Here is a 13,150-nt window from a genome sequence, read left to right as displayed (position 1 = left end):
TCAACACCTGATCTTGTTCATGTCGGGATCCACCAGCGGTTCGGCCATGACCGTCGCGGGTAGTAGGTCACGGAAGTACTGCACTGCAACGTGATCGCCGGGTTGCAGCCCTGCCGGTAGCCAGGCGTAGGACACCGTCTTGCCGATCGTGTATCCGTAGGCGGCACTGGTGACGTAGCCAGCCACGGTGCCGTCGATCAACACCGGTTCCTTGCCCATCACCACGTGCGACGGGTCGTCCAACGTCAGGCAGGTCAGCACCGGTCCGCCGCGTCCTTCCTGCAGCGCCGAGGCTCCGATGAAGTCGCCCTTGGCTTTTCGCACCGCGAACCCGAGACCCGCCTGATACGGATCGTGTTCGGTGGTCATGTCGGTGCCCCAGGATCGGTAGCCCTTCTCGAGCCGGAGGCTGTTGAACGCACTCCGTCCTGCGGCCACGACGCCGTGCGCCTGCCCTGCCTCCCACAGCGTGTCCCACAGGCGCAGTGCGGTATCGGCGTCGGTGTAGAGCTCCCAGCCGAGCTCGCCCACATAGGACAGTCGCAGCGCCAGGACGTCGACTCCGCCCACAGCAATCGCTCGGCCGTTGAAATACTTCAGACCCGTATGCGAGATGTCGGCCGAGGTGAGGGGTGCCAGCACCTCTCGGGCCAGTGGCCCCCAGAGTCCGATACAGGCTGTGGCACCGGTGATATCGCGAACGTAGACATCGCTACCGGCATGACGGAGCATCCAGTCCTCGTCGAGCGGGCCGTTCACTCCCACCTGGAAACGATCCACGGCCACCCGCGCCACGGTCACGTCGCTCCGGATGCCGCCGGTCGCGTCGAGCATCAGAGCATAGGTGACGCTGCCGACCTTCTTGTCGAGCTGGTTGGTCGTCAACTTCTGCAGCAGCGCGAGTGCACCGGGTCCGCCGACCTCGAGGCGTCGTAGCGGCGTCATGTCGTACATCGCGACGGCTTCACGAGTGCGCCAGGCCTCGACGGCGCTGATCGGCGACCAGAAGTGCGCCGACCACGGCTCGCGCTTGGGTGCCTGCCACTGCTCCGGAAGTTGTTCGAGCAGAACACTGTTCGATTCGTACCAGTGCGGCCGCTCCCAGCCGGCACCGTCGAGAAACATCGCGCCGAGTTCCTGCTGGCGACCGTAGAACGGGCTCACGCGCAGTGGTCGTGGTTCCACCTTCGGCTGAAGCGGGTGAATGATGTCGTAGACCTCGACGAAGTTCTGCGCACTCGTCCGCGCGACGTTGGACGGCACCAGGTCCGTCTTCTCGAATCGGTACAGGTCGCACTCGTGCATGTCGATCTCGCTGTGCCCGGTGATCATCTGCTCTGCGAGTGACTTTGCAACGCCGGCAGAATGCGTCACCCAGATCGCCTCGGATACCCACAGTCCCTGGACTTCTCGGGATTCGCCGACGATCGGCGCTCCGTCCGGGGTGAAGGAGAAGATGCCGTTGAACGCGTGCTGAATCTTCGCGTCTCCGAGTGTGGGAATCAGCTCGGTGCTGCGCTGCCAGGCGTCGGCGAAATCGTTCTCGGTGAACGGCATCGACGACGGCATGCTCTCGGCGGTCACGTCCTCGCTCGATCCGAGCTCGCGCGAATCGACGGGCATCGGCCGATGGTGGTACGAGCCGATTCCCAGATGGTCGCCGTGCTCGCGGTAGTACAACCGCTCGTCCTGATGCCGCAGGATGGGCAGCGTGGCCTCGGTTCCCGCTCGACGCGAGGGCAGGTCCAGTGCCGTGGTGTGTGCGTACTGATGCGCCAGCGGCTGCAGGGGTACCTGCATGCCGAGAAGGTCACCGAGCTCCGGCCCCCAGAACCCGGCACAGCAGACCACGATGTCGGCGTCGAACGTGTGCTCGCCCGCGCGCACAGCCGTCACTCGGCCGTTGCTCTGGTCTATCGATGTGACCTCCATGCCGCCGATGAAGCGCGCACCGAGGGCGGTGGCCCGCTCGGCCTGCGTCGCGCTGGCCTTCACGGCCTTGGCCAATCCGTCGTCCGGTGTGAACAAACCGGCGAGGACTCGGCTGCCGTCGAGCAAGGGGTAGAGCTCGAGGCATCGCTCGGCGTCCACCACTTCCGACGTCAGTCCCCAGGACGACGCGAAGCCGTGGCGTCGATGCAGCTCGTCGACGCGCTCCGGCGTCGTCGCCACTTCCAGTCCGCCGACGTCGAGGAAGCAGTCGAGGTTCTTGAACTTCGACGCCGTGTAGGCCGCGAATCGCGACATCGATCGGGAGGAGTTCGTGGCGAACACCAGTCCCGGCGCATGCGAGGTGGAACCGCCGGTGAGCGGTAGCGGGCCCTTGTCCAGGACTGTCACGTCGGTCCAGCCGCGCGCGGTGAGTTCGTCGGCGAGGCTGCAGCCGACGATTCCGGCACCGACGATCACAACCCTCGGGATGCTCGAGGACATGACACGCTCCTAGGGGGTGTACGTCGAGTTGATTTAGTTGCACAATACGAACTGCACTTCGTATAGCGCAACAGATTCACACGATCGAAACTCGAGCGTTCCATCGCCGCAACGGGGTGATCTCACGCTGGGTACAACACGAGCACTGCACACCCTCAGGTCCCCGGAGGCCCGACCATGACCGCAACGTTCTCCACCCGCGTCCTGCTCGACGTCGGTCGCGCCGAGGATCTCCCCGACGGGGAGGCCCTGCGCATCACCCCGGCCGGGGCACCGCCGATCGCGATCTTCAACGTCGAGGGTGAGTTCTTCGCCATCGACGACACCTGCACCCACCAGGACGCCTCACTGTCCGAGGGTTGGGTCGAAGGCTGCGCCGTCGAATGCCCCTTGCACACAGCATGTTTCGATCTCCGCACCGGTGCTGCACTCGGCGCGCCCGCCAAGGTTCCGGTGCGAACGCACGCCGTACACGTCGAGGACGGGGTCATCCGCATCGCGGTCACCCCGTGAAATCGGTGACGGTGGTCGGTGCCTCGCTCGCCGGAGTCGCCGCGGCCCGGGCCCTGCGTGATCAGGGTTTCGACGGCCGCATCACGATGATCGGCGACGAAGTGCACCAGCCGTACGACCGTCCCCCGTTGTCCAAGGCTTTTCTGCTCGGCGACGAATCGGCCGTATCGCTGGACGTCGACGACCTCGATCTCGACTGGCGCCTCGGATGCGCGGCGACGGGCCTGTCGGGAACGACGGTATCCACCGTCTCCGGCGATGTGACGGCGGATGCCGTGGTGATCGCGACGGGTGCATCCGCCATCCGCCTGCCGGGGACCATCGGCGTCGACGGGATTCACGTGCTCCGCAGCCTCGACGATGCGCTGGCCCTGCGGAGTTCGTTGGTGCCCGGCGTTCGAGTCACGGTGGTCGGTGCCGGATTCATCGGCAGCGAAGTGGCCTCGACGGCACTTCGATTGGGCGCATCGGTGACGGTGGTCGAGGCATCGAAGACCCCGCTTGCCCGCGTGTTCGGTGGTGAGTTGGGTTCACTCATCGCCGGCTGGCATCGGAACGCCGGTGCGGCACTACTGACCGGGGTGTCGGTGGCCGGATTCGTCGTCGCGGCGGGGCGGGTGCGTGCGGTGGAATTGGCGGACGGTTCAACGATCGAGTCCGATGTGGTCGTGCTCGGAGTGGGCTCGGTGCCCAATGTCGGCTGGCTCGACGGATCCGAACTGGAGATCTGCGGCGGGGTGGTGACCGATCAGCGCGGCATCACCTCGAACCCGGCTGTGCTCGCCGTCGGTGACTGCGCTGCGGTGCGAGATGCCGCGGGGGTGATTCGACGCGACGAACACTGGACCTCCGCCGCCACCCGACCGGCCGTCGCCGTCGAGGCGCTCCTCACCGGTGGGTCCAAGACTTTCACCGGACTGCCGTACGTGTGGTCGGACCAATACGCCGCACGAATCCAATTCGCCGGACATCACGGACCCCACTGCGTCGCCGAAATCGTGGAAGGCGACCCCGCCACCGGCCCCTTCGTCGCGCTCTACCGACACGACAATCACCCGGTCGCCGTACTCGCAGTGTCCTCGCCCCGATCATTCGGCAAATGGCGCCGCCAGGTGGTCGATACCGCGAACCCAACGGCCTGAGCGTCCACCATTTCCCTCCGCCGACAACCTCCCACAACCGCTCCCCGAGTCCACTCGATGTGACATTGACCCCCGAAAAGGCCACCAGATGTCACATTGAGTACCCACGAACGGGAACAATGGTGAAAGAACACGGGAATCGATTGTCGACTTTGGGAGCAACAATGACCGCGCTGGATGCAGTACGACGACGTTGGCCGAAGACGATGCCGTTGCAGCCGCTGCCGTCGGAGTCGTGGGCCAAGCAGGAGCCCACCTGGAAGGGTGCGAATCCGCAGGTCATCGAGTCTGCTTTGAAGCGTGCGAAGACGCGGACCTCAGGCAACTGGTTCGTGTTCGCTGCCAGTCGCGACGTCAAGGCCGACAAGCCGTTCGGCCGCTATGTGGGCACCACCGAACTCGTCGCGTGGCGTGACTCGGCGGGCAAGGTGCACATCGGGCCGGGCGCATGTCCGCATCTCGGTGCAGCGTTGGACACCGCAAAGATCGAATGCGACACGTTGGTCTGCCGCTGGCACGGTCTTGCGCTCGGGCCGAAGGGCAAGCCCGGTTGGCGTCCGGTTCCCGCATTCGACGACGGGGTTCTGGTGTGGGTTCGTCTCGACGAGCTCGGCGGTGAGGAGCCGACGCCTGTCCCCGTGGTCCCGATCCGCCCGCCGGCCTCGACTGCCATCGCCGGAGTGGTCACCCTCGTCGGCAAGTGCGAGCCCGACGACATCATCGCCAATCGACTCGACCCCTGGCACGGTGCGTGGTTCCACCCGTACTCGTTCGCGAGACTGAAGGTCGTCAGTGCGCCCACCGACATCGATGTGCCCGACGAGGACGATCGCTTCCTCGTCGATGTGACCTTCCGTGTCAGCCGTGGCGTCGGAGTTCCGGTGCGGGCCGAGTTCGTCTGTCCCGGTCCCCGCACGATCGTCATGCGCATTCTCGACGGCGAAGGAGCGGGCAGCGTCGTCGAAACGCATGCGACGCCGCTGGCTCCCGCGCCCGATGGCACCCCGCGCACCGCTGTCATCGAGGCCACGATCGCCAGCTCGGATCGTCCGGGATTCCAGATGGCACGCAAGGCATCCGGTCTGTTGCGACCGGCGATGAACTTCACCGCTGCACGGCTGTGGAAGGACGACCTCGACTACGCCGAGCGACGCTACGAGTTGCGTTCGCAGGGCCGCGCCTGACCCTCGACGAACTCGGCGAGTTGTGCGATGACGGTGCCCCAGCCGTCGTGGAAGCCGTACTCCTCGTGCATCTTTCGGTCTTCTTCGTTGCGGTGCATCACGTGGGCGTGGTACTCGGTTCCATCGGGGTGGTCGGAGAGGGTGATCACCGCGGTCATGAACAACTGGGGTGCCGGCCGCCAACCCTCGACGAGCGAGTTGGTGAAGACGATGCGCTCACCGTCGTCGACGGCGAGAAAGCAGCCGTCCATGTGTGGTTCGTAGGCACCGCCGGATTCACTGATCAGTGTGCGGAATGCTCCTCCGGGCTTCGGATCCCAGGCATCGACACGACACAGTGCCGGTGCGGGAATCCACCACTTCTCGAACTTCGACGGGTCCGTCCACGCACTCCACACTGCTGCCCGTGGAGCCCTGATGACGCGGGAGATGGTCAAGTCCGTAGCAGGATCGATCGATGTCATTGCGGTTCACTTTCGTTCGAGGTCCGGGTGACAAAGTCTTCGAGGCGGTCCGTCCGGGATTCCCAGACGGCGCGTTGTTCCTGCAGCCAGTGTCCGGCTGCATCCAGATTGGTTCGCTCGATCGTGCACGCACGCACCCGGCCCACCTTGCGCGTGCGAATCCAGCCACTGCGCTCGAGCAGGTGAATGTGTTTCATGAACGACGGCAGAGTCATGTCGAACGGTTCGGCGAGTTCGCCCACTGTGGCCGGTCCGGATCCCAACCGGCTCAACACTGCCCGCCGGGTCGGGTCGGCCAGTGCCTGAAACACATCGTCGAGAACAGTCGAATACTGAGCCATAAGGCACACTATCGCTGCAGCAATACTTAGCGCAAGAGCTAAGTATCTGAACGAGCTCGTGCGATCATGACCCCCACTGCGGCACAGCACTATTGGATCTGAAAAATCTCTGAGAACCTTCGGAATCCCTCTTGGCACTCCACGGTTGAGAGTGCTAATTTCTGTTCTGCACAGTTGAGGAGCGACTCGCCACAGGGGTGAGCGCATCTGGGTACAGGAGGTGGTTGCTGTGCTTCGTTTCGATCCGTTCCGTGATGTCGATTCCCTCACCTCGGCCATGCTGGGTGCCTCTTCCGGTTCGGACCGCGCCCCGCGATTCATGCCGATGGACCTCTACAAAGTCGACGACCACTACGTGCTCAGTGCCGATCTGCCCGGCGTCGACCCCGGATCGATCGATGTCGACGTCGATCGCGGTACGTTGACGCTCACCGCTCACCGATCCGCTCCGGAAAGCACTGGCGTGCAGTGGATCACCTCGGAGCGATTCGCCGGAACGTTCCGTCGCCAGGTCTCGCTGGGCGACGGCGTCGATACCGAGCGCATCTCCGCGTCGTACGACAACGGCGTTCTGTCGATCACGATTCCCCTCGCGGAACGCGCGAAGCCGCGCAAGGTCGACATCGCACACGGCGACATTGCAGCCGAACAGAAGTCCATCGCACACGAGTCGACCTGATCCGAGAACACACCGACATCCCAAACACTCCGGCGAACAGATCACGAAAACCATTGGGGTGATGCACTATGCAGTCCGAGGCGGTGGTGTGGACGGAATCGACCGACCGTGAGCGCTGGTGGCGCACGGTTGTGGGCGTGGAGACAAGCATGAGGGAATGCTCGACGGCGGATGTGCTCGATCAGTGTCGAGCCGTGCCTCTCGACGACGATCTCTACCCGCACACACAGCACGCAGCCTGACGAGAAGGGCCGGCACCGAACACTCGGTGCCGGCCCTTCTCCTCGGAACGTCTACAGGGACAACGAAAAGAACGCACTCGATGGATCCACCACGTAGTCCGCGAACGGCGGACACTCGACGAATCCGTGTCGCACATACAATCTGCGGGCGGCGGCGAAGTAGTCCTGAGTTCCCGTCTCCAGGCTCACCCTGACATAGCCCCGCTCCCGAGCCTGGTCCAATACGAAGCCGAGCAGCCGCGATGCCACACTCTGTCCCCGCGCCGCGCCGGTGGTCCACATCGACTTCAGCTCAGCATGATCAGGTGAAAGCTTCTTCAGCGCAACAATTCCCAGCAGTGCGTCCGCCTCCCAGGCGGTCCAGACGGTGACGCCAGGTCCGCGCAGACCCGACAGATCGAGGGCGTGCACACTCTCGGCAGGCGAGGTGGCGTGCATGTCCTCGAGATGCTCGCTGAGTAGCGCGTGCACCTCCGGACGCGACAGATCGTCGACCTCGATCCGCATGCCCGAAGTCACCTGTTCATGAGTCTCTCGATGGCGTCGAACATCTTGAATCGTCCACTGGTCGGCACTGTTTCGATGTCGTGTCCGGTGATACCCCAGCTCGCCAACAGTGTGTTCGCGGCCTGCAGTCCGGTAGTGGCCGCGCGTTCCATCAGCGCCACCGGCAGATCGATACGAATGCCGTCGCCCGCAAGTACCAGAGCAGGTTCCGGAGTTCGGACGGTCGGACGCTCGGCAAACGCGCCGAGGCCGAACATCGGGCAGTCGTCGCGCCACTCGGAACGCTCGGCGATCACCTCCGCATCAGCGGTTTCCGGATAGATCTGATACATCCGATCCATCAGCTGCGCCCGTGTGACCTCCTCGGATTCCTCGGCGGCGTAGGCGTGCAGTTCGACGACGGAGCCGCCGGTGCGGGCAGCCCACTGCGCGGCCTCGTCCTCGAAGCGTTCGAGCACGCTGATGTTGTCGATCGGGGGCATGCCTCCGGTGCCGATGAAGGCGGGACGGTCCGCGTTGACGGCCTTGCTCAACCACACGCGGTGCACCAGGAACGGCGGTGTGTTCTGCAGCGCTGCAACCTGTTTGCGCCAATCAGGTGTCCCGAGCTCGGATGACTGCTCGAGCACACGCTGCAATCCGGCGATGTCGGTGGCAAGAACCACCGCGTCGGCGTCGATGATGCCGCCCGCGTCGACGCGGAACTTTCGCAGGCCGCCGCGGGTGATCTCACCGCACGGTGTGGAGGTTCTGATGTCGACTCCGAGTCCGGTGAGGTATTCCCCCAGCGGGTCCCACAGCGCCTGTGGATACGGGTCACGGGGAACGTCGAAGATCAGGCCCTCGGAGGAGCCGAGGAAGTAGATGTGGAACATCATCGCCAGCTCGGCGGCGGACATCTTCTCGGGATCGGCGAAGAAGCTGCGGGAGAACACGCCGAACGCCAGGTGCCGCGCGGCCTCGGGAAAGTTGATGTTACGCAGAAACTCTGCGGCCGGAGTGGTGTCCAGCTCGTCGAAGGTCTTGGGCACCCTCACCGTCATCAGCGGGAGGGCGGCGATGCCGTTGAGGTCGGCGAGGTCCTTCCACCGGAACGTCGGACTACGCTTGACGAACGCGAATGCGTTGAGCGGCGGAGTGTCGGGCAACCCTTTGAAGCCGTCGATCCGGCCGTCGCCGTCGATCAGCGGGTAGTCGTCGACCGGACGCAACCGAGACAACCCTGGATCGGTGCGGCGCAACAGGTTTCGCAGGTTGTAGTACTGCCGGAAGAACGCATGGAAGCCGCGGCTCATGGTCGCGGGCGATCCGTCCTCCAGCGTCGTGTCCCACCCGCCGACGCGGCCGCCGAGGTAGCTCTCACGCTCGACCAGGTGCACCTTCACACCACGCTCGGCCAGCGCTGTCGCGGCGCTCAGGCCTGCGATACCGCCGCCGACCACCACCACGTGCGGGACGTCAGCCAGCTGACCGGCATCCGAATATCCCTGCGCGGCAGCATGGGTGACCTTCTTGGAGTCGGTCAACGCTCTTCCTCCCTGGGACGAGAGCCGAGGAACGTGTGCACCACACCGTTCTGCCACCCGGTCATCGTTTCTCTCGCTACGCCGGTGTACCCCGCACGCTGCATCCGCCGCATGAAGGCCGACGCGCCGTCGAAGGTCACGACGCTGCGCCACAGGTGCCGGTACAGGGTGGCGTCACGGGTCGCGAGCCAGCCGAGCGGAATGATGATGCCCCAGCTCACCACGTTCCAGGAGATCCTGGCGCGGAGCGAATCGTGTACCGAGTACTCGTGGAACGCGATGGTCGAGCCCGGACGCAGCAGCGCCAGAAGCGATTTCAGCTCGGTGTCGGGTTCGTCGACATTCCGGATGAGGTATGCGGCCAGGATCGCGTCGAAGGGACCGTCGACCCCGTTCACGGCCAGATCCTCGACGCGTGAGTGCACGAACGTCACGTTCGACGGCCAGTCCTTGCTCCGAGCGACCTCGAGCATTTCGGCGGATGCGTCGGCGGCGACGATCTCTGCGTGCGGGGCGGCTTCGAGCAACGCGGCAGTGGATGCACCGGTACCGCAACCGATGTCGAGCAAGCGCAGGCCGGCACCGAGATCGGGGATCCGCAGCCGCTTGGCCGACTTGAGCAGGTGCTCGTGGTAACCGGGGTTCGCTCCGACAAGTCGGTCGTACGCCTTCGCGCCGACGTCGAATGCCCCGGGAACTTCGTTTCGCGGCAGTCCGCTCTTTCCGACCTTCACAGTGCCTCTTCCTTGCTCACGCGGGCCGAGGGCCCACCCTGGACCGATACGACATCACCGTGCTGCAACTGCCGTCCGCGCCGCACATCCACGTCCCCGTTGACGCTCACCAAACCGTCGGCGATGACGCCCTTGGCTTCGGCACCGGATTCGATGAGGTTGGCGAGCTTGAGGAACTGGCCCAGCCTGATCGATTCGTCGCGAATGGGGACATCGTGTGCGTCGGACATGTCTCCATCCTGTACTAGCGCGCCGTTCGCTGCTACCAACGAGTCACATCGCGGAGCGGAACCTGCGCAATCGGAGACTGTTGCTCACCACGAACACCGAGGACAACGCCATCGCGGCACCGGCGAGCATGGGGTTGAGCAGGCCCGCAGCGGCGAGCGGAATTGCAGCGACGTTGTAGGCGAACGCCCAGAACAGGTTGCCCTTGATGGTGCTCAGCGTGCGTCGGGAGAGCCGAATGGCATCACCGACGGCCCGCAGGTCACCGTGCACGAGCGTCAGGTCGCTGGCCTCGATCGCCACGTCGGTGCCGGTACCCATCGCAAGTCCCAGATCGGCCGTGGCCAGCGCGGCCGCGTCGTTGATACCGTCGCCGACCATCGCCACGACCTTGCCCGACGCCTGCAGTTCTCGGACGGCATCGACCTTGCCCGTCGGCAGGACGCCGGCGATGACCTGATCGATTCCCACCTCGGCGGCGATCGTGCGGGCGGCGGCCTCGTTGTCGCCGGTCAGCATGACCGGAGTCAGGCCGAGTGCGCGCAGTTCCGCGACGGCCTGCTTCGAGGTCGGCTTGACCGAGTCGGAGATCACAAGCACTCCGCGAGCCCGGCCGTCCCAGCCGAGCGCGACGGCGGTGCGTCCCTGATTCTCGGCGGTCTCGAAGGCGTCGGCCAGCTCCTCCGGCAGTGGCATCGACCAGTCGGCCAGCAGCGAGCGACGGCCGATCACTGCGGCACGGCCGTCCACGACACCCTGCACCCCGAGGCCCTCGAGGCTCGTGAATTCCTCGACGGTCATCGATGGGGTCGCACTCGCGATGGCTCGGGCGATGGGGTGCTCCGAACCCGCTTCCAATGCCGCCGCCACCGCACGGACCACGTCCTCGTCCTCGCCGTCCGCCACGTGCACCGACTGCAGAGTCATCTCACCGGTGGTGACGGTTCCGGTCTTGTCCAGCACGACGGTATCGACGCGACGGGTGGATTCGAGGATCTCGGGCCCCTTGATCAGAATTCCGAGTTGCGCGGCCCGTCCGGTGCCGACCATCAGTGCGGTGGGTGTGGCCAGGCCGAGCGCGCACGGGCACGCGATGATGAGCACCGCGACTGCAGCGGTGAACGCGCCCGCCGCGGAATTTCCTGCGCCGAGCCAGAATCCGAGTGTCGCGACCGAGATCGCAATGACGATCGGCACGAAGATGCCCGAGATGCGATCGGCCAAACGCTGCGCCTGCGCCTTACCCGTCTGCGCGTCCTCGACAGCCTTCGCCATCTGTGCCAACTGAGTATCGGCACCGACTCTGCTCGCTCGCACCGTGATTCGGCCACCGACGTTCACCGTTGCACCGACCACCGCATCGCCGACGCCGACTTCCTCCGGCACGGATTCACCGGTCAGCATCGACCGATCGACGGCCGAGGAACCGTTGTCGACGGTTCCGTCGGTGGCGATCTTCTCACCCGGGCGGACGACGAACAGATCGCCGACGGCCAACTGCTCGATCGGAATCTGCTGTTCCTTACCGTCTTTCAGTACAGCAACGGTCTTGGCACCGAGGTCCATCAGGGCGCGCAACGCCGCCCCGGCCTGACGCTTGGATCGGCTCTCGAACCATCGTCCGGCCAGGATGAAGGTGGTCACGCCTGCCGCGGCCTCGAGGTAGATGTTGCTCGCCCCGTCCGTTCGCGCGATCGTGAACTCGAACGGATGCGTCATGCCGGGCGTTCCTGCGGTGCCGAAGAACAGCGCGTACAGCGACCATCCCAGGGCCGCAAGGGTTCCCATGCTGACGAGGGTGTCCATGGTGGAGGTGCCGTGCCGCAGATTGGTCCAGGCGGCGCGGTGGAAGGGCCAGGCTCCCCATACGACGACGGGAGCGGCGAGCGTGAGCGAGAGCCACTGCCAGTTGGTGAACTGCAACGCCGGAATCATCGCCATTGCGATCACCGGCACGCTGAGCACTGCCGAGACGATCAATCGCTGCTTCAGCGGATCGGTCGGGGGTTCGTCCGCCGGTTCGGCAGCCGGCAAGGATGCGGTGTAGCCGGCAGCTTCGACGGCTGCGATCAGGTCCTCGGTGGCCACGCCGTCACTGGTGACGCGGGCCTTCTCGGTGGCGTAGTTGACCGTCGCCGACACCCCGTCGAGCTTGTTGAGCTTGCGTTCGATGCGGTTGGCGCACGACGCACACGTCATACCGCCGAGGAGAAGTTCCGTTTCCTGGCTCATGCCCCACCCTCCTGTGCCTCGATGGTGAATTCGGCTGTGTGGACGACGCCCTGGTGCTGGAAGTCCAGATAGAGCGCATATGTTCCCGCAGTCGGCGCGTCGACGGTGAAGTCGACCGTCGGCCCCGGCGGCCCGTCCTCGGGGTGGACGTGCAGGTAGGCGAGGTCATCGGCGCGGAGAGCCACCAGATGTCCGTAGGCACCGAGGTACGGCTCCAGGTCGGTGACCTCGCGTCCGTTCTGATCGATAGTCAGAGAGACGGTCGAGTTCTCGCCCGCAGTCACTGCACCGGCGAGCGTCACGGTGTAACCGTCGACCCTCGATGTCACATTCGGTGTACTCGGGGGCCGCGTACTCAGGGGCTGCGGTCGATAGTCGCCGGGAACGGTCAGCTCCGCTCCCAAGGTGATGTTCTCGCCGCCGGCCGGGGTGAAGTCGGCGAACAGACGGTAGGGCCCGGGCCGGGTGAGATCGAGAGCCGTCGACCATGTTCCCGACGCGTCACGCGTCGGATGCATGTGTTGAAAATCCGTCAGATCGCGCCGAACGACGATGAGGTGCAGTTCCTCGGTGTGCATGACGTCGTAATCGGTCAGCGCAGACCCATCCGGTTCGCTGATCGTGAAGGTGACCGGTACTTCCGGCCCGGACTCGACGACGGATCGATCGAGTTCGAGACCGTAGCCATCCTGGGTGGCCTGGAGCCCGGCAGGCATCGCGGCCGGGGCAGCCGGCTCGTCGTGCGCGTCGTGACCGGTGTGTGACGCGGCCGCGGTCGCCTGGGCGTCGGGTCCGATCTTGTCCCCGACGAACAGCGCCGCCAGGAACAGGAACGCGATCCCGACGACAAAGCCGACGAGCTTGGTGGGTGCGTCGAGTTCCTGCCGTCCTGAGTTCACAGCACTACCCTACCCCCCCAGGGTAT

At 65.2% G+C, this 13,150-nt stretch carries 13 protein-coding genes; 4 read left to right on the top strand and 9 right to left on the bottom strand.

All coding sequences use genetic code 11. The features are described 5' to 3' along the window. Entirely contained in the window at positions 1-2,433 is a 2,433-nt protein-coding gene (locus QM590_RS17670; protein WP_269595803.1) for a GcvT family protein, read from the bottom strand. A 177-nt stretch (positions 2,434-2,610) separates the two neighbouring features. Here QM590_RS17670 and QM590_RS17665 point away from each other — a divergent pair, with 177 nt between their 5' ends. The 3 genes from QM590_RS17665 to QM590_RS17655 all read left to right on the top strand — a co-directional run bounded on the left by QM590_RS17665 (position 2,611) and on the right by QM590_RS17655 (position 5,272). Continuing rightward, the gene (locus QM590_RS17665) at positions 2,611-2,946 is read left to right on the top strand and encodes a bifunctional 3-phenylpropionate/cinnamic acid dioxygenase ferredoxin subunit (protein WP_269595804.1); all 336 of its coding nucleotides are present in this window, start codon (positions 2,611-2,613) and stop codon (positions 2,944-2,946) included. After that, positions 2,943-4,088: an NAD(P)/FAD-dependent oxidoreductase gene (locus QM590_RS17660; RefSeq protein WP_269595805.1), complete on the top strand. Its 1,146-nt coding sequence runs from the start codon at positions 2,943-2,945 to the stop codon at positions 4,086-4,088. The genes QM590_RS17665 and QM590_RS17660 overlap by 4 nt, the downstream gene beginning before the upstream one ends. Positions 4,089-4,252: 164 nt before the next feature. Beyond that, entirely contained in the window at positions 4,253-5,272 is a 1,020-nt protein-coding gene (locus QM590_RS17655) for a Rieske (2Fe-2S) protein (RefSeq protein ID WP_068045338.1), read from the top strand. Here the strand turns inward: QM590_RS17655 and QM590_RS17650 are convergent. After that, the gene (locus tag QM590_RS17650) at positions 5,242-5,736 is read right to left on the bottom strand and encodes an SRPBCC family protein (RefSeq protein WP_269595806.1); all 495 of its coding nucleotides are present in this window, start codon (positions 5,734-5,736) and stop codon (positions 5,242-5,244) included. The genes QM590_RS17655 and QM590_RS17650 overlap by 31 nt on opposite strands. Then, the gene (locus QM590_RS17645; protein ID WP_094670403.1) at positions 5,733-6,077 is read right to left on the bottom strand and encodes an ArsR/SmtB family transcription factor; all 345 of its coding nucleotides are present in this window, start codon (positions 6,075-6,077) and stop codon (positions 5,733-5,735) included. The genes QM590_RS17650 and QM590_RS17645 overlap by 4 nt, the downstream gene beginning before the upstream one ends. A gap of 229 nt (positions 6,078-6,306) precedes the next feature. Between QM590_RS17645 and QM590_RS17640 the strand changes: the two genes are divergently transcribed. Next, positions 6,307-6,756, top strand: a complete 450-nt coding sequence (locus tag QM590_RS17640) for an Hsp20/alpha crystallin family protein (RefSeq protein ID WP_269595807.1) — start codon at positions 6,307-6,309, stop codon at positions 6,754-6,756. Between the two features lie 293 nt (positions 6,757-7,049). On the opposite strand, the gene QM590_RS17635 is transcribed toward QM590_RS17640, so the two are convergent. From QM590_RS17635 to QM590_RS17610, 6 genes are read right to left on the bottom strand one after another with little or no spacing between them, the layout of a single operon-like run. Continuing rightward, entirely contained in the window at positions 7,050-7,505 is a 456-nt protein-coding gene (locus QM590_RS17635; protein ID WP_269595808.1) for a GNAT family N-acetyltransferase, read from the bottom strand. A gap of 8 nt (positions 7,506-7,513) precedes the next feature. Beyond that, positions 7,514-9,031 (bottom strand): FAD-dependent oxidoreductase, encoded by a 1,518-nt coding sequence (locus tag QM590_RS17630; RefSeq protein WP_269595809.1) that lies wholly within the window; start codon positions 9,029-9,031, stop codon positions 7,514-7,516. Continuing rightward, positions 9,028-9,765, bottom strand: a complete 738-nt coding sequence (locus QM590_RS17625; protein WP_094638467.1) for a class I SAM-dependent methyltransferase — start codon at positions 9,763-9,765, stop codon at positions 9,028-9,030. Before QM590_RS17625 ends, QM590_RS17630 begins: the two co-directional genes overlap by 4 nt. Further along, positions 9,762-9,995 (bottom strand): RNA-binding S4 domain-containing protein, encoded by a 234-nt coding sequence (locus QM590_RS17620; protein ID WP_032397061.1) that lies wholly within the window; start codon positions 9,993-9,995, stop codon positions 9,762-9,764. The genes QM590_RS17625 and QM590_RS17620 overlap by 4 nt, the downstream gene beginning before the upstream one ends. A 43-nt stretch (positions 9,996-10,038) precedes the next feature. After that, on the bottom strand, positions 10,039-12,225 hold the full coding sequence (locus QM590_RS17615; protein WP_269595810.1) for a heavy metal translocating P-type ATPase: 2,187 nt from the start codon (positions 12,223-12,225) through the stop codon (positions 10,039-10,041). Continuing rightward, a complete protein-coding gene (locus QM590_RS17610; RefSeq protein ID WP_269595811.1) occupies positions 12,222-13,124 on the bottom strand; it encodes a DUF8832 domain-containing protein in 903 nt (300 codons plus the stop codon). The genes QM590_RS17615 and QM590_RS17610 overlap by 4 nt, the downstream gene beginning before the upstream one ends. Positions 13,125-13,150 lie beyond the last annotated feature (26 nt).

The organism is Rhodococcus sp. IEGM 1372 (assembly GCF_030056835.1).
GTDB lineage: Bacteria > Actinomycetota > Actinomycetes > Mycobacteriales > Mycobacteriaceae > Rhodococcoides.
The sequence above is the reverse complement of the archived record's forward strand: the minus strand, read 5'-3'. Positions and strand labels throughout refer to the sequence as shown.